Here is a 15,542-nt window from a genome sequence, read left to right on the forward strand (position 1 = left end):
AAAAAATTAAACCGTTACTGAATACATTTTATTTCGCAATTCCTTAATTTTTGGGTCTTGCATATATTCATCAAACGTTGTGTATCTATCTATAACACCGTTTGGTGTTAACTCCACGACCCTGTTTGCAACCGTTTGGGCAAACTCATGGTCATGCGTAGTAAATAGGATAGTTCCCTTGAAGTTTTTAAGCGAATTGTTAAACGCCGTAATACTTTCCAAATCCAAGTGATTTGTTGGTTCATCCAACATCAAAACATTAGCCCTCACCATCATCATTCTACTTAACATACAACGCACTTTTTCACCGCCTGAAAGTACATTCGATTTTTTAAGAGCTTCTTCCCCACTAAAAATCATTTTTCCTAAAAAGCCACGGATATAAACCTCTTCTCGTTCTTCTTCAGTCGTTGCCCATTGGCGTAACCAATCTACCAAAGACAAATTATTGTTAAAGTATTCACTATTATCTAAAGGAAGGTACGATTGCGTCGTAGTTATACCCCAATCAAATTTACCTGCATCTGGTTTTTCTTTGCTATTCAAAATTTGGTAAAAAGCGGTAGTTGCCCTAGAATCTTTTGAAAAAACGACCACTTTATCACCTTTAGTAAGATTCAAATCGATATCCTTAAACAATATTTCACCATCTACAGATGCTGCTAAACCTTGAATATTTAAAATTTGATCGCCTGCTTCCCTATCGCGCTCAAAAATAATGGCAGGATAACGTCGGCTTGTTGGCCGTATATCAGAAATATTCAATTTGTCAATCATTTTCTTTCTACTGGTAGCTTGTTTACTTTTAGCTACATTCGCAGAAAAACGACGAATGAACTCTTCCAATTCCTTTTTCTTCTCCTCCGCTTTTTTGTTTTGTTGTGCACGTTGGCGTGCCGCTAATTGCGAGGATTCATACCAAAAGGTGTAATTCCCTGAATAATGGTTAATCTTTCCAAAATCTATATCCGAAATATGCGTACAAACAGCATCTAAAAAGTGACGGTCATGCGATACTACAATCACACAGTTTTCATAATTGGCCAAAAAGTTTTCCAACCACTGAATCGTTTCATAATCCAAATCGTTGGTAGGCTCATCCATAATCAACACATCTGGATTTCCAAACAACGCTTGTGCCAAAAGCACACGTACTTTTTGTTTTCCGTCCAAATCCTTCATCAAAATATAATGAAACTCTTCTTTTATACCTAAATTCGATAACATGGCAGCGGCATCACTATCGGCATTCCAACCATTCATTTCTTCAAACTGCACTTGTAATTCGCCTATCTTATCAGCATTCTCATCAGAATAATCAGCATACAAAGCATCCATCTCACTTTTAATTTTAAAAAGTGGTTTGTTTCCCATTAAAACAGTTTCTAAAACCGTATGCTCATCATATAAATTATGATCTTGTTCTAGCACAGACATACGCTTACCAGGTTCTAAATGCACCTGTCCAGAGGTTGGGTCTGCCTTACCTGAAATAATCTTTAAAAATGTCGATTTTCCCGAACCGTTTGCGCCAATAATACCATAACAATTTCCTTGGGTGAACGTGGTACTTACTTCATCAAAAAGGATACGTTTGCCAAATTGGACTGAAAGGTTTGAAACTGATAACATATTATTTGCTTATTTTTTTTGCAAAAGTAGAAAAATGAAATGGGAAGTCGAAACTTAGACGATTGTTTTTAATAAAGGGAAAAATCTAATTTTTAAATAAATAAAATATCTCCAAAATTTACAATTAGACATAAAATACATTTTAACATATTTTTTTTATGACACATATAAAAAAAGTTTAGTTTTATCTACTACCTAAAACTAACTAAATAACATTATGAAACAACTTGTATTTTTGATACTGATGTTTGGCGCAATGAATAATGCTTTCGCACAAAACACGCCCATCGACACTAGTAAATATCCGCCTTTAACAACCTTTACAGCACAAGAAGACCATGCCAATATGATGCAACAACTGGGTATTACCGAAGTGAGACCCGGTAAAAGTGGTGACCCAACAAATCCAAATTCCGCAAACTATGACGAAGCCATCGCCAACCCTTGCCCAGAATTGCCGGAGATTTTGGTTACCAATAAAGGCAAAAAAGTCACCACGCCAGACATGTGGTGGAATACGCGAAGACCAGAATTGGTTGAAATGTTTGAGCGTGAAGTATATGGACGCATTCCCGAAAATGTACCAAACGTCACTTGGAAGGTTGAAATAGTGGACAACGAACGTGTTGGACGCATTCCGGTGATTGCAAAAAAATTAGTGGGTCATGTCGATAATAGTTCCTACCCTTTGATTAATGTGGATATAGAAATGGTTGTGGTTTTACCAACCAATGTAAAAGGCCCTGTTCCCGTACTCATGATGTTTGGTAGTCCTCGTTTACCAGCACCTGCCCAGCCAAGTCCAGAAGATTTAGAGAAAGTCAACAAAAGTTTTAAAGCTATGATGATTGCTAATGACCCCGATATGAAAACCGTTTTTGAGCGTTATCCTGCTTACGAACCTATCACTAGATTGGCTGGTCCAGGATTTTTCGCGCCCCCTGTAGATGGAAACTCGCCTCCTACCGAACAATTATTGGCAGCAGGCTGGGGTTATGCCACCATCTCAACAGCAAGTATTCAAGCTGATAATGGTGCCGGACTTACAAGAGGTATTATTGGATTGGTAAACAAAGGGCAGCCTCGTACCCCAGAACAATGGGGGTCACTTCGTGCTTGGGCTTGGGGCGCTGCCCGTGGATTGGATTATTTAGAAACAGACCCACTAGTCGATGCCAAAAAAGTAGGTATCGAAGGCGTTTCACGTTATGGAAAAGCGGCACTAGTCACCTTGGCTTTTGAACCACGTTTTGCTTTGGGACTGATTGGCTCCTCGGGGAAAGGTGGTGCTACCTTACACCGTCGCGTTTTTGGTGAAGCGGTTGAAAACCTTGGAAGCTCTGGAGAATATCATTGGATGGCCGGTAATTATATTAAATATTCCGCTGAAAAAGGTAAATTAGGTAAAATGACGGGGTGTGATTTACCAGTAGATTCGCACCAACTTCTGGCATTAGCGGCTCCTAAACTAACGTTTATAAGTTATGGCATTCCTGAAAAGGGAGATGCCCTTTGGTTGGATCAAAAAGGAAGTTATCAGGCAACCATTGCTGCTGGAACCGTTTTCAAACTACTTGGCGTAAAGGATTTAGGTGTTTCAAACGATTACCATAAAGAGGTAATGCCACCTATGTTAACAGATATGCTTGATGGTGAATTGGCTTGGAGACAACATGATGGCGGACATACCGATGCCCCAAACTTTCAGCATTTTATTCCTTGGGCAAGTCAAAAATTAGGCTATAAACCCAATTAACTTAAAACCTATGAAATTTTAACTTTTGAACTCCAACGTTTTACGCTGGAGTTTTTTATATTTAGATACTAAACTAAACCTAAAAATGAAAAGACGTACATTCATTGCCTCAACCGTGACGGTATCAGTAGGAACCTTAGCGCATTTTGAAGCTTTTCCTTCTACTCCTTTCAATAAAAAATCTTCAGAATTGAAAAACAACATACATCACAGTGCCTGCCGTTGGTGCTACAACGACATTCCCTTAGAGCCATTATTACAACACTTCAATAACCTAGGTATAAAAGCCATGGATTTGGTAGGTCCAGATGAATGGCCATTACTAAAAAAACACAACATCCATGCATCGATGTGCTGGGGAGCTGAACTAGGTCTATCCGATGGCTGGTGTGACACCAAATTTCATGAACAACTGATTAAAAATTACACTGAAATGATTCCTAAAGTGGCAGAAGCAGGATATACAAACCTAATTTGTTTTAGTGGCAACCGCAGAGGTATGGATGATGCCGTAGGATTACAGAATTGTGCAGATGGATTGAAACAAATTCTACCCCTTGCAGAAAAGCATGGCGTTGTTTTACAGATGGAACTACTCAACTCCAAAGTAGACCATAAAGATTATATGTGCGATCACACTGCTTGGGGCGTTGAACTGTGTAAAAGTTTGAATTCCAATCATTTTAAATTATTATATGATATCTACCACATGCAAATCATGGAAGGCGATATTATTAGAAATATTCAGGATTATCACCAATACATCGGTCATTATCACACGGGAGGAAACCCGGGACGACATGAAATTGACAACACACAAGAACTCTTCTACCCTGCCATCATGAAAGCCATATTAAAAACAGGCTATAAAGGGTATGTCGCACAAGAATTTGTTCCTTCTTGGGATGATAAAATAGCCGCCCTAAAACAAGGTGTCACTATTTGTGATGTATAGTGAAAATTAAGAACCTGACTTTCTAAAAACCAATAATCCTGTTTTTAACTTTTGAAAACCAACTAATAACCATTATTTTTTATATTTATTAACCAAACTCAAACTAAACTAAAAAATGAAAAGACGAACGTTTATTCGCAACATGGCCATCACCGCACCTGCCATGATGTTTACGCCTTACTACAATCTTTGGGCGAATCCGCTAGCTAAAAAAGTAAAAATAACAGACGTTAAATGTGTGCTTGTCCAAATGGGAAGTATGCGTGTTAGTCCGATTGTAAAAATCACTACCGATGCTGGTTTGGTAGGTATTGGAGAATGCCACCACGACGAAAACGGTCATGGTGCAAAGGACATTGTTCTAAATGTTTGTAAACCTATATTAATGGGCAAAGACCCCATGGATTTGGAATATTTGGTGTTTAAGATGAGTACCCGAACTTCCTATTATGGTGGAAACCATGGCTTGGCAACTCACGCCATTACCGGTGTGGAATTTGCGCTTTGGGATTTGATTGGTAAAATTACCGACCAACCCGTCCGTAAAATATTAGGCGGCGGTGCCCATGTGAACGAAGTTCGTGCCTATGCATCTTCAAGACCCAGAAATATGCTGGAAAAGGATTCGGTACAGGAATTTGCCGAACTCATGAAAAACCAAGGATGGACAGCTTGCAAAAGTGATATCGACCGTGACCAAAGATGGAATAGTTTAAATAATCGTCGTTTATCAAACACAGGTGTTGACACCATTGCCAAAGGTTTTACCAATATGCGCGAAGCTTTGGGGCCTGAATTTGATATTGCCGTGCATTGCCATTGGGAATTCGATTTTGATAGTGCCTTACGCCTTTGCCGTGCCGTAGCACCCATTCGTCCTGCTTGGATTGAAGATCCTATGCCTATTGCTTATAACGAACAATGGGTGAAGTTAACAGAACAATCACCAGTCCCAGTACTAACGGGTGAAAATCTATATACACGTGATGATTTCCGTCCGTTTATCGTGAACCAAGGCGTGAATATGATTGAAATTGATGTCTCCATGGCTGGTGGTTTATTGGAAGCTAAAAAGATTGCCGACCTAGCAGAACTCTATTACATGCCTGTGTGTACGCATAATGTAGCAGGCCCGATTGCTACTATTGCATCGGCTAATTTTGCTGCTTCGGTAAGGGAGTTTGTCGCTCATGAAGCCTTCATTTTTAACCCTATGAATCGTGCTGGCCGCGGTATTAATGGCGATCCAGACGTGTTAGGCTATGATAAGGAAATGATTGTAAAAGGCCATATTCAATTAAGTGACCGACCTGGTTTTGGTATAGAACTGAATGAAAAACTCATTAAAGAGAAATATTTGGTTAAAGGTGAAACTTGGTGGGATTAATGGAAAACTATTTAAATGAAAACAAAACGCCAACAATTTAGTTGGCGTTTTTTATGAAATAACCAAATTAGACATAAGTAACAATTTCGGCTACAAAACACAAAGATTTGGCTACATTCATTCAATATCTATTAACGAAATTTGTAATGAATATTAAAAACACATAACATGACAGAAACTAAAATTGCATTAATAACGGGCGGAAGCAGAGGATTGGGAAGAGACATGGCTATTAATATTGCCAAAAAGGGAATAGATGTCATTATAACGTATCATTCAAATCAAGATGCTGCCAATGACGTTGTTGCTGAAATCCATCAATTAGGTAGAAAAGCCGAAGCATTTCAACTTGATGCAAGTAAACCCAATGAGTTTGATGATTTTTTCAAGCAACTTTCAGACTATTTAAAATCCCAAAATACAGAAGGCCGCTTTGATTTTCTTATAAATAATGCTGGCACAGGACTGTACAAACCTTTTGCGGACACTACCGAGGCCGATTTAGACGATATGTTTAACATTCACTATAAAGGCGTTTATTTCCTAACCCAAAAAGCATTGCCTTTTTTAAATGATGGCGGTAGAATTATTAATATTTCATCGGGATTAGCACGTTTCAGTTTCCCAAACGCATCCGCTTATGCCAGCATGAAAGGTGCTGTAGAAGTATTTACACGCTATGTGGCTAAAGAATTATCACCTCGTAGTATCGTAGCGAATGTGGTAGCACCTGGTGCCATCGCTACGGAGTTTGGTGGCGGAGAAAATAAAACGAATGAGAAAAAACGGGAAGCGGTTGCCAATTTTACAGCCTTAGGGCGTGTGGGAGAAGCAGATGATATTGGAAGTGTTGTCGCTTTCTTATGTACCGAAGATGCTAAATGGATTAATGGGCAACGATTGGAAGTCGCGGGCGGTATATTTCTTTAAATTTGCACTATGAAAAGCAAGATCATAAAAATCAATTCCATTAGTGAGTTTCATGATATTAGACAATTACCTAAGCCAGAACATCCATTGATTAGTGTGATTGATTACAGCGGCATCATACATTCACCAAAACATGATGATGTAAGCTGGTTGCAAACCTATTATTCCATAGCACTTAAAAAAGATGTCCCTGGAACGTATCGTTACGGTCAGCAAAGCTATGATTTCAATGATGGGTTAATGTCTTTTTTTGCACCTAACCAGTTATTGAATATTAAATATGTTCCTAACGATTCCAATAAAAAACCTTCTGGGTGGATTTTACTAATCCATCCAGATTTTATTTGGAATACGCCTTTAGCAACGTCCATTAAAAACTACGATTTTTTTAATTATTCCCTCAACGAAGCCCTGTTTCTATCGGAGAAAGAAGAAAAAATCATCGCTGATATTTTTAAGAACATCAAACAGGAATACCAATCAAATATTGATAAGTTTAGCCAAAGTATAATCATTTCTCAAATAGAATTATTGCTCAATTATGCCCAACGCTTTTACGAACGTCAGTTTATAACGCGACAAAAAAGCAATCATAATCTATTGCAAACCTTAGAAAAGGTTTTAACCAATTATTTTAATAACGATACTGTTATTGGCCTGCCTTCCGTGCACTATATCGCAGAGCAGCTCCATGTATCTCCCAATTATTTAAGTAACACTTTAAAACATGCAACGGGACAAACTACTCAACAACATATTCACGAAAAGTTAATTGAAAAGGCGAAAGAACAACTATCCACAACCCAATTATCGATTAGCGAAATTGCCTATCAACTGGGTTTTGAGCATTCGCAATCGTTTAGCAAATTGTTTAAAAGTAAAACAAAGGTATCACCATTGGAGTTCAGGCAAAATTTTATCAATTAACCATCCTTATTATATTTCGTTTTATAATCTATGGGCGACATGCCCGTCACTCTATTAAAAACCTCCCTAAAGGCTTTGGTGTCGCTATAACCGACATCGTACTTGACTTCGTTAACCGTTTTTCTAGTGCTTTCCAAAGATTTTTTGGCGGCTTCTACTTTTACACGTTGTAAATAATCCAAAGGCGTTATGCCAGTTGCTCTAATAAAACGTCTGTCGAAATTCCGGCGTCCGACATGTAGTTGGGTGGATAAATCCTCAATGGAAATTTTGTCTTCATAATGCTGTTCCATGAAGCTTTGAGCTTCCAATACAACAGCATCATTATGGTGCTTTTGTCCGTTGAAAATGATAAACTCCGACTGGCTTTGCCGATCCATTTCAATCTGAAAGACCTTAGAACAAAATATAGCCGTTTCCCTATCATAATATTTCTCTACCAAGTAAAGTATCAAATTCAAAAAAGAATAGGCGCCACCATTAGTATAGATACCGTGCTCATCTGTTATTAATCTATCTCTTTGAAGATTCACGTTTGGGAACATATTCCTAAAAGTATCGGCAGCAGCCCAATGTGTAGAACAACTTTTGCCATCCAACAAACCAGAAGTCGCCAATAAAAAAGCCCCGGTACAAATAGCGGCCACTTCTGCCCCATTCTTATATTGATTTTTAATCCATTCTATCAATGATTGATTTTGTTTTACCGCATTTACATAATCATGATTAAGGGATGGAATGATAATCAAGTTCGTTTGTTTTATGCCATCAATATGGGTATGTGGCTTTACTGAAAACAAACCTTCATAATAATCGACAGTACTTGATGTTCCTGCGATTTCAATAGTGTAATGTTCCTTTTTACCCATCATTTTAAAATGGACATTGGCTCTGGTAAAAATTTTATAAGACCCTACAATGCTACTTAGGTTATTACCGTCTCCATTTGGCACAAGTATCGTGATATGTTGCATGTGGTTTGTTCTTTTCTAAACAAATATACTTTAAATATTTGTCCAAATCAACCCGCAATAATGTCTATATTGACAATATATAAAACTGATTTTAGACCTTATTTTTGGAAAATAAAAACCCTTTATTATGGAAACAAAAAACTTCAGCTATAGCTTTGAATCAACCAAATCCCCAGAAACCATATTCACATTATTGCTCGATGTTAAAAAATGGTGGTCTGGTTTCTACGAAGAAACCATTATTGGAGAGAGCAAAAAACCGAATGATGTATTTTCATTTAAAGCTGGAGGCGGCATGCATTACACGGTGCAAAAATTGGTGGAAGTCATCCCCAATAAAAAAATTGTGTGGTTGGTCACGGAAAGTAATTTATCCTTTTTAAAGGAAGTTGATGAGTGGAACAACACCAAAATCCGTTTTGATTTATTACCAAACGGAAACAAAACAAAAATCACCTTTACCCACGACGGTTTAGTACCTGCATTTGAATGCTATGGTGCTTGCTCCAGTGCGTGGACCAATTACATGCAACAATTGGAAAATACATTACGTTAATCTTATAATAACCAAAACATTATGGAAAACAACAGTTTCACAAAAACCATTTTGGTCAATCAATCAAAAACTACCGCTTTCAATGCTATTAAAAATTTTAGAGCGTGGTGGTCTGAGGAGATTGAAGGTCCAACCGACCAACTTAATGAATCCTTTTTTTATCATTATAAAGACATCCATTTATGCAAACTAAAACTTATTGACATGATACCAGATAAAAAATTGGTTTATGAAGTATTGGAAAATGAATTTAATTTTATTGATGATAAAACCGAATGGGTTGGCACCAAACTCATATTTGATATTTCTGAAAAAGACACTAAAACGCAAATAACCTTTACCCATGAAGGTTTAGTGCCGACTTATGAATGCTATGCGGTTTGTAACGATGCTTGGACAGGCTACATCACCAACAGTTTGTACAAATTAATCACTACAGGCAAAGGAGAACCAAACCCAAAAGATAAAGATGGTTTTAATGCCGAGCTCGCCGAGAAATGGCAGCTAAATTAAAAATTCCCTTATCTAATATTTAAAACTCCAATGCATTAGCCTTGGAGTTTTTGTTTTTTACAAGAAAAAGTGTAAGTTTAACTACACTTGGTTTGGTTATTTTATCAACTTTGTAAAAAACAAAAGCATTCAACATGTTAATAAATAAATTTGCACTTGTAACAGGTGGCAGTAGAGGTTTAGGGAGGGATATAGCCATTAGTCTAGCGAAAAAAGACATCAACGTTATAATTACTTATCATTCGAATACCACTGCGGCGAATGAGGTTGTTGCCGAAATCAACAAATTAGGTAAAAAAGCAAAGGCTTTTCAATTAGATACCAGTAGCACCAAAGGATTTGATGATTTCTTCAGTCAACTTTCCAGCTATTTAATGTCGGAAACAGAAACAAACCGTTTCGATTTTTTAATCAATAATGCAGGGACAGGCATTTACCAGAATATCACCGACACTACCGAAGACCAATTGGACGAGATGTACAATGTCCATTTCAAAGGCGTTTATTTCTTAACCCAAAAAGCCTTGCCGTATTTGAATGATGGTGGTAAAATCATTAATATATCCTCTGGCCTTGTTCGGTATTCATTCCCAAGTGCCTCGGCTTATGCCTGCATGAAAGGTGCCATAGAAGTATTCACCAGATACTTAGCCAAAGAATTAGCACCAAGAAAAATTGCTGCAAACACAGTTGCGCCAGGTGCCATTGCAACCGATTTTGGTGGTGGCGAAAACAAAACTAACGCCAAAAAAATAGAGTTCATTTCAGGTTCTACAGCTTTGGGACGTATGGGTCAACCCGACGATATTGGAGGCGTGGTTGCTTTTTTATGTACCGAAGATGCCAAATGGATTAATGGGCAACGTATTGAAGTTACTGGTGGTATGATGTTGTAGCAAACAAAATTTAAAAAAAACCTTCAACATACATATTGAAGGTTTTTTATATACACCTTACCGAAATTTCTACTCTACATTTGTAATTTCTGATAATTAAAATTAGATTTACTTAAATTACCTACAAGCAAAAATCTTATTTTAATTAAAACCAACTAACCAATGACCAGAGAAGAACACTTAAAGTTTTGTAAAAAATGTATTTACAGGAAGCCCGATATGAAAGTGGGACTTATTTGTAATTTAACAAACGAAATTGCAAATTTCGAAAACGAATGCAGTTCATATCAACTTGATAAAGCCGTTATAGAACGTATGGATGATGCCGAAGCCGTTCATCACAGCGACATTTTAAACAAGTTGTCAGAGCGTGACTTGGACAGATTTAAAGCAGAAGAAAATTACCCTAAAGCCTTAATAGTTGGCTCTGTTGTTGGTCTTTTTGGAGCAATCTTATGGGCATCCATAACCATAGCAACCGAATACCAAATTGGTTTTATGGCCATAGCCATAGGAGCTGGTATCGGGTTTTCAATGCGTTATTTTGGCAAAGGCATTGACAATATATTTGGCATTACAGGAGCCGTAATAGCCATATTGTGTTGTTTATTAGGTAACTTTTTTAGCATGATTGGTTTTGCTGCCAATGCAGAAGGCATGGGTTATTTAGACGTTTTGGCGTTTATTGATTATTCCTTGGTTATCCCTATTATGGTTGAAGCCTTTAGCCCCATGGATTTATTCTTTTACGCCATAGCGGCCTATGAAGGTTATAAGTTTTCCTTTAGAACCTTTACCGAAAAAGAACTTTACGATTTGGAAAACAAGAAGCTATCATAAAATCTTAATAATATTTTTTAAAGTCATATAGAAGACCTCCAATACAAACATTGGAGGTTTTTTTATGTTATTGATTAACAGGTTATTTGTTAAAAACTCTTTATAAGTTTTTACTTTATGCAAGTGGGAAAATTCTAAATTTGTTTGAATGAATACATATCATTGAAGCGATTAATATTATAAATGTTATTTAGAAAAGAAGCATAATATATGAAGAAGATTTTCCTAAGTAGACCAAATTGGATTCCTGTGAATTGTAAAACCGGATTGGATAATTTCTACAATCTTTTAAACTCAAACGATCTGGATCCTCGAACAATCGGCCAATCTGATTATCCAAATGAATCACCACTAGATGAAGTAATAAAATTAATGCATAAATGTCATGGAACAATTATACTTGGTATTCCACAAATAGAAATCTCTTCTGGACAAATTAAAGAAAATAAGATAATCAATAAAACAATATTAGGAACCGAATGGAATCATATCGAAGCTGCTATTGCCCATTCTTTGCAGCAACCAATGTTAATAATTCATGATGAAAGTGTGACAAGAGGTGTTTTTGATAGAGGTGCGTGCAATACCTATTTACATCGAGTGGATATGACTAATGATTCTTGGGCTATTTCTAAATCAATTTCTGGAGCAATTACAAATTGGAAATCTAAACTTAGGGAACCTGAAAGCTTGACTAAATCTAATGTCGTTCTTAAAGATCAGAAAAGAACTTTACAATGGGGAATGTACAAATTTGAAGGAGAGCAAGGTCTATTTTGTCCAGTCTGCTATAATAAAGAAGGTCTTAAAATGCCATGCTCAAGAATCAACTCTAATTATTATCAATGTCCAAATTGCAATGCCAAATTAAGTTAGCTACTTAAGAATGATGTAAATTCAGATTTCACATAACTAAATCTAATCCATATAGAGAAAATGATAATCTTAATTTCAAAAACCTACTTCATATACTTCCCCTTTTTACTCCCCGCATACATTTCAAATTTCACCAAACGGGCTTCCAACTTGGCATTAAACAAATGTATTTTTCTAGAAGGGCGTAAACCCACAAACTTTAAGGCTTCTAGGTTGCTGGTAATAAACCACGCATCGGTATTGGGGTAACTTTGCTTTAGGGTGTCGCCAATATTTTTATAAAAGTCTTGCAAGTCAATGTTTAAACGTTCGCCATAAGGCGGGTTAAAGACCATGTGCAATTTGTTTTCGCCTCCTTTTTGGGTCTTAAAAAAGTCTTCATGTTTCACTTCAATAAAGTCTTCTAAATTGGCATTCTTAATATTTTCTTTCGCTTTGGCAACAGCACTTGGGGCTTTATCATACCCAGTGATTTTATAATGAAAATCGCGTGTTTTTTTAAGTAGGGATTCTTCAATTTTTTCAAACAAATCCACATCCCAATCTTGCCAACGCTCAAAAGCAAATTCTTTACGCATTAAGTTTGGCGGAATGTTGCAGGCTATCATGGCGGCTTCTATCAACATGGTTCCAGAGCCACACATGGGATCCATAAAATCGGTTTGGCCGTCCCAACCAGATAACATAATCAATCCTGCTGCCAACACCTCGTTGATGGGCGCAATGTTCGTCGCTGTTTTATAACCACGTTTATGCAGCGATTCCCCAGAAGAATCCAACGAAATGGTGCATTGTTGCCTATCGATATGCACATTGATTTTTAAGTCGGGAAACTTTAAATCCACATTCGGGCGATCGCCTGTCGTGTCCCTAAACTTATCCACAATGGCATCTTTGGTTTTTTGGGCAATGTATAGGGAGTTTGTAAACAATTCGGTGTGGATGGTGGCATCTACCGCTAAAGTGCCTGTAGATTTCATGTAGTTTTCCCAAGACATAGCGTAGAGCTTATTATATAAATCCTGCTCATTGCTTACCGTAAAGGTTTCTATGGGTTTTAAAATTTTAATAGCGGTACGCAACGCCAAATTGGCTTTATACATAAAGCCTTTATCACCCATAAAACTGACACTGCGAATGCCCTTTTTTACATCTTGTGCGCCCAATTGGGTCAATTCATTTGCCAATAGGTCTTCAAAACCAAATAAGGTTTTGGCTACCATGTTAAAATTATCTTCCATTATTTACTTTAAATACATTGCAAAAATAATGTAATTTTGTGGCAAACATCCTATTTATTGATATTTAAGGTTACGAGTGAAAACCTTCTAAAAAAGTATATGAGTAAAGACACTTCTAATTGGTTTTCATCTTGGTTTAATACCTCCTATTATCATATTTTATACAGGGACCGTAATGATACCGAAGCGCATGCCTTTATGGATACCCTTACCAACTACTTGAATATTCCCGAACAGGGCACCATTTTAGATTTGGCTTGTGGCAGGGGCCGACACGCCATGTACCTTAATAAAATGGGATATGATGTGACCGGTGTTGACCTATCGGAAAACAATATAAACTATGCCAAAAAGTTTGAAAATCACCGTTTACGTTTTGATGTGCACGATATGTGCAAACCTTATAAACGGCCATTTGATGCGGTTTTTAATTTGTTTACCAGCTTTGGTTATTTTGATTTTGATGAAGATAACCTAAACACCATTAAAGCCATCAAAGCTAATTTAAACGAGACGGGATTTGGGGTGATTGATTTTATGAACTGTGATGTGGTGATTGAAAACCTAGTACCTGAAGAAACTAAAACCATTGGGCAAATTGATTTTAACCTGAAACGTTATGTTGAAAATGGATATATCATTAAAGATATTACCTTTGAAGCGGATGGTGAAGCGCATCACTATCAAGAACGTGTCAAAGCGTTTTCCTTGAAAGATTTTGAAGCGCTTTTCGACCAAGCGGACACCTATTTATTGGATGTTTTTGGTGACTATAAATTGAATAAATTTAGACCGCAAACTTCGGAACGTTTGGTAATGATTTTTAAATAGCCTTTGTAAATTAATGAACAACTATCTTTTCCCTATACTGGCAGTTATTTTTGGAGTGGTTCTAGCCATGATTTCCACTAAAAAAAGAATGTTTAACACCAGACTCCTACTCTCTTTTAGTGGGGCGTTTTTATTGGCCTTAACCTTGTTTGAAATGCTCCCGGAAGTTTACGAGCATTTGAATTCAAGGTCTGCCGGCCTATTTATTATGGGTGGTATTTTGCTGCAAATTGTACTGGAATTTTTCTCTAAAGGTGCCGAACACGGTCATATACATGTCCACAAACACGATACGGCTTTTCCGTGGGCATTGTTTATAAGTTTGTGCATCCACAGTTTTTTAGAAGGTTTTTCCATACATGACCATAACGATATGGTGTATGGCATATTGATACACAAAATACCGATTGCTACACTTATTTCCATGTTTTTGTTACAATCTAACTACAATAAAATACAAATAGCTAGTTTCTTGATTGTCTTTGCATTAATGACTCCTATCGGAACCTTAATTTCAAATACCGTTGGTGCTGTTCAAGGCTATACCCACACCATCAATGCATTTGTGATTGGTATCTTTTTTCATATTTCAACCACTATTTTATTTGAAAGTAGCGAGGGACATAAATTCAATTTATCGAAACTTGTTGCCATTATTTTAGGGGTTGTTATGGCTTATTTGATTTGATGGGTCTTAGGTCTTGGGTCTTAGCAAGATTAACTTTTAACTTTTAACTCTTAACTTAAAAGGTGTTTAGCAAAGAAGAATCGCGCTTATTACGACAAGAATTTTGGACCAGTTTTGGGAAATCGTTTCCCAGAAAATGGATTTTGTATGACACGAAACTAAAAGGGTTCTCCTTCAAATTTCATTTTGATACGAAGACGGCTTTAGTCGCATTGGATTTGGAAGATGATTTAGAAAGCAGAATCAAGTTTTGGGAAAAATTGGTGTCTTTGAAATCCATTTTAATAGATGAATATCTACCTGAAGTTATATTTGAAGAGGAATATATCTTAGAAAATGGCAAAGAAATCTCTCGGATTTATGTGCTTCTAGACCAAAAAGTATCTATACATAATAAAAATAATTGGCGTGATGTGATGGTTTTTTTTAATGAAAAGATGGCTCTTTTTGAAGCGTTTTTTGAAGAGTATCGGGAGGTGATAGAGGATTAAGTTTGGCAAGTGCCTGCTGTTAAGTTGTTTGTCGTTTAGTTGAAGTAAC

The 15,542-nt window shown here is 36.9% G+C and carries 16 protein-coding genes; 13 read left to right on the plus strand and 3 right to left on the minus strand.

The annotated features are described in order from the left end of the window. Positions 1-6: 6 nt before the first annotated feature. Positions 7-1,632, minus strand: a complete 1,626-nt coding sequence (locus CDH50_RS14730) for an ABC-F family ATP-binding cassette domain-containing protein (protein WP_100613054.1) — start codon at positions 1,630-1,632, stop codon at positions 7-9. 217 nt (positions 1,633-1,849) lie between these two features. On the opposite strand from CDH50_RS14730, the gene CDH50_RS14735 reads away from it, so the two are divergent. From CDH50_RS14735 to CDH50_RS14755, 5 genes are all read left to right on the plus strand, one after another. Continuing rightward, a complete protein-coding gene (locus CDH50_RS14735; protein ID WP_100613055.1) occupies positions 1,850-3,388 on the plus strand; it encodes an alpha/beta hydrolase family protein in 1,539 nt (512 codons plus the stop codon). 85 nt (positions 3,389-3,473) lie between these two features. Next, the gene (locus CDH50_RS14740; RefSeq protein ID WP_100613056.1) at positions 3,474-4,343 is read left to right on the plus strand and encodes a hydroxypyruvate isomerase family protein; all 870 of its coding nucleotides are present in this window, start codon (positions 3,474-3,476) and stop codon (positions 4,341-4,343) included. Between the two features lie 115 nt (positions 4,344-4,458). Next, positions 4,459-5,730 carry a mandelate racemase/muconate lactonizing enzyme family protein gene (locus CDH50_RS14745; protein ID WP_100613057.1) on the plus strand — a complete coding sequence of 424 codons (1,272 nt, stop codon included), beginning with the start codon at positions 4,459-4,461 and terminating at the stop codon, positions 5,728-5,730. 168 nt (positions 5,731-5,898) lie between these two features. Further along, the gene (locus CDH50_RS14750) at positions 5,899-6,660 is read left to right on the plus strand and encodes an SDR family oxidoreductase (RefSeq protein WP_100613058.1); all 762 of its coding nucleotides are present in this window, start codon (positions 5,899-5,901) and stop codon (positions 6,658-6,660) included. A 9-nt stretch (positions 6,661-6,669) separates the two neighbouring features. Continuing rightward, positions 6,670-7,587, plus strand: a complete 918-nt coding sequence (locus tag CDH50_RS14755; RefSeq protein WP_100613059.1) for a helix-turn-helix domain-containing protein — start codon at positions 6,670-6,672, stop codon at positions 7,585-7,587. On the opposite strand, the gene CDH50_RS14760 is transcribed toward CDH50_RS14755, so the two are convergent. Beyond that, positions 7,584-8,561, minus strand: coding sequence for a GlxA family transcriptional regulator (locus CDH50_RS14760; RefSeq protein WP_100613060.1), 978 nt, complete (start codon positions 8,559-8,561; stop codon positions 7,584-7,586). The two genes, CDH50_RS14755 and CDH50_RS14760, sit on opposite strands and share 4 nt — an antisense overlap. Positions 8,562-8,688: 127 nt before the next feature. On the opposite strand from CDH50_RS14760, the gene CDH50_RS14765 reads away from it, so the two are divergent. From CDH50_RS14765 to CDH50_RS14785, 5 genes are all read left to right on the plus strand, one after another. After that, positions 8,689-9,117, plus strand: coding sequence for an SRPBCC family protein (locus CDH50_RS14765; protein WP_100613061.1), 429 nt, complete (start codon positions 8,689-8,691; stop codon positions 9,115-9,117). A 21-nt stretch (positions 9,118-9,138) separates the two neighbouring features. Next, entirely contained in the window at positions 9,139-9,630 is a 492-nt protein-coding gene (locus CDH50_RS14770) for an SRPBCC family protein (RefSeq protein ID WP_100613062.1), read from the plus strand. A gap of 134 nt (positions 9,631-9,764) precedes the next feature. Next, the gene (locus tag CDH50_RS14775; protein ID WP_100613063.1) at positions 9,765-10,526 is read left to right on the plus strand and encodes an SDR family oxidoreductase; all 762 of its coding nucleotides are present in this window, start codon (positions 9,765-9,767) and stop codon (positions 10,524-10,526) included. Between the two features lie 162 nt (positions 10,527-10,688). After that, positions 10,689-11,366 carry a cation:proton antiporter family protein gene (locus CDH50_RS14780; protein ID WP_100613064.1) on the plus strand — a complete coding sequence of 226 codons (678 nt, stop codon included), beginning with the start codon at positions 10,689-10,691 and terminating at the stop codon, positions 11,364-11,366. Positions 11,367-11,738: 372 nt separating this feature from the next. Continuing rightward, on the plus strand, positions 11,739-12,242 hold the full coding sequence (locus CDH50_RS14785) for a hypothetical protein (RefSeq protein ID WP_157805002.1): 504 nt from the start codon (positions 11,739-11,741) through the stop codon (positions 12,240-12,242). 83 nt (positions 12,243-12,325) lie between these two features. Here the strand turns inward: CDH50_RS14785 and CDH50_RS14790 are convergent, their stop codons facing one another. Continuing rightward, entirely contained in the window at positions 12,326-13,483 is a 1,158-nt protein-coding gene (locus tag CDH50_RS14790) for a THUMP domain-containing class I SAM-dependent RNA methyltransferase (protein ID WP_100613066.1), read from the minus strand. 99 nt (positions 13,484-13,582) lie between these two features. On the opposite strand from CDH50_RS14790, the gene CDH50_RS14795 reads away from it, so the two are divergent. The 3 genes from CDH50_RS14795 (at position 13,583) to CDH50_RS14805 (ending at position 15,493) form a co-directional block, all read left to right on the plus strand. Further along, complete coding sequence (locus CDH50_RS14795; RefSeq protein WP_100613067.1) at positions 13,583-14,314, plus strand: class I SAM-dependent methyltransferase; 732 nt, start codon at positions 13,583-13,585, stop codon at positions 14,312-14,314. A gap of 13 nt (positions 14,315-14,327) precedes the next feature. Beyond that, positions 14,328-15,002, plus strand: a complete 675-nt coding sequence (locus CDH50_RS14800) for a ZIP family metal transporter (RefSeq protein WP_100613068.1) — start codon at positions 14,328-14,330, stop codon at positions 15,000-15,002. A gap of 62 nt (positions 15,003-15,064) precedes the next feature. After that, the gene (locus CDH50_RS14805) at positions 15,065-15,493 is read left to right on the plus strand and encodes a DUF4268 domain-containing protein (protein WP_100613069.1); all 429 of its coding nucleotides are present in this window, start codon (positions 15,065-15,067) and stop codon (positions 15,491-15,493) included. Positions 15,494-15,542: the final 49 nt, after the last annotated feature.

This window comes from Confluentibacter lentus (genome assembly GCF_002806995.1).
Taxonomy (GTDB): Bacteria; Bacteroidota; Bacteroidia; order Flavobacteriales; family Flavobacteriaceae; genus Confluentibacter; species Confluentibacter lentus.

Bases quoted from the DNA above. Each gene is read 5' to 3' on its own strand.
- CDH50_RS14795 (WP_100613067.1), top strand. From the start codon at position 13,583: ATGAGTAAAGACACTTCTAATTGGTTTTCATCTTGGTTTAATACCTCC.
- CDH50_RS14730 (WP_100613054.1), bottom strand. From the start codon at position 1,632: ATGTTATCAGTTTCAAACCTTTCAGTCCAATTTGGCAAACGTATCCTT.
- CDH50_RS14775 (WP_100613063.1), top strand. From the start codon at position 9,765: ATGTTAATAAATAAATTTGCACTTGTAACAGGTGGCAGTAGAGGTTTA.
- CDH50_RS14765 (WP_100613061.1), top strand. From the start codon at position 8,689: ATGGAAACAAAAAACTTCAGCTATAGCTTTGAATCAACCAAATCCCCA.
- CDH50_RS14770 (WP_100613062.1), top strand. From the start codon at position 9,139: ATGGAAAACAACAGTTTCACAAAAACCATTTTGGTCAATCAATCAAAA.
- CDH50_RS14780 (WP_100613064.1), top strand. From the start codon at position 10,689: ATGACCAGAGAAGAACACTTAAAGTTTTGTAAAAAATGTATTTACAGG.
- CDH50_RS14760 (WP_100613060.1), bottom strand. From the start codon at position 8,561: ATGCAACATATCACGATACTTGTGCCAAATGGAGACGGTAATAACCTA.
- CDH50_RS14740 (WP_100613056.1), top strand. From the start codon at position 3,474: ATGAAAAGACGTACATTCATTGCCTCAACCGTGACGGTATCAGTAGGA.
- CDH50_RS14755 (WP_100613059.1), top strand. From the start codon at position 6,670: ATGAAAAGCAAGATCATAAAAATCAATTCCATTAGTGAGTTTCATGAT.
- CDH50_RS14785 (WP_157805002.1), top strand. From the start codon at position 11,739: ATGCATAAATGTCATGGAACAATTATACTTGGTATTCCACAAATAGAA.
- CDH50_RS14790 (WP_100613066.1), bottom strand. From the start codon at position 13,483: ATGGAAGATAATTTTAACATGGTAGCCAAAACCTTATTTGGTTTTGAA.
- CDH50_RS14750 (WP_100613058.1), top strand. From the start codon at position 5,899: ATGACAGAAACTAAAATTGCATTAATAACGGGCGGAAGCAGAGGATTG.
- CDH50_RS14735 (WP_100613055.1), top strand. From the start codon at position 1,850: ATGAAACAACTTGTATTTTTGATACTGATGTTTGGCGCAATGAATAAT.
- CDH50_RS14800 (WP_100613068.1), top strand. From the start codon at position 14,328: ATGAACAACTATCTTTTCCCTATACTGGCAGTTATTTTTGGAGTGGTT.
- CDH50_RS14745 (WP_100613057.1), top strand. From the start codon at position 4,459: ATGAAAAGACGAACGTTTATTCGCAACATGGCCATCACCGCACCTGCC.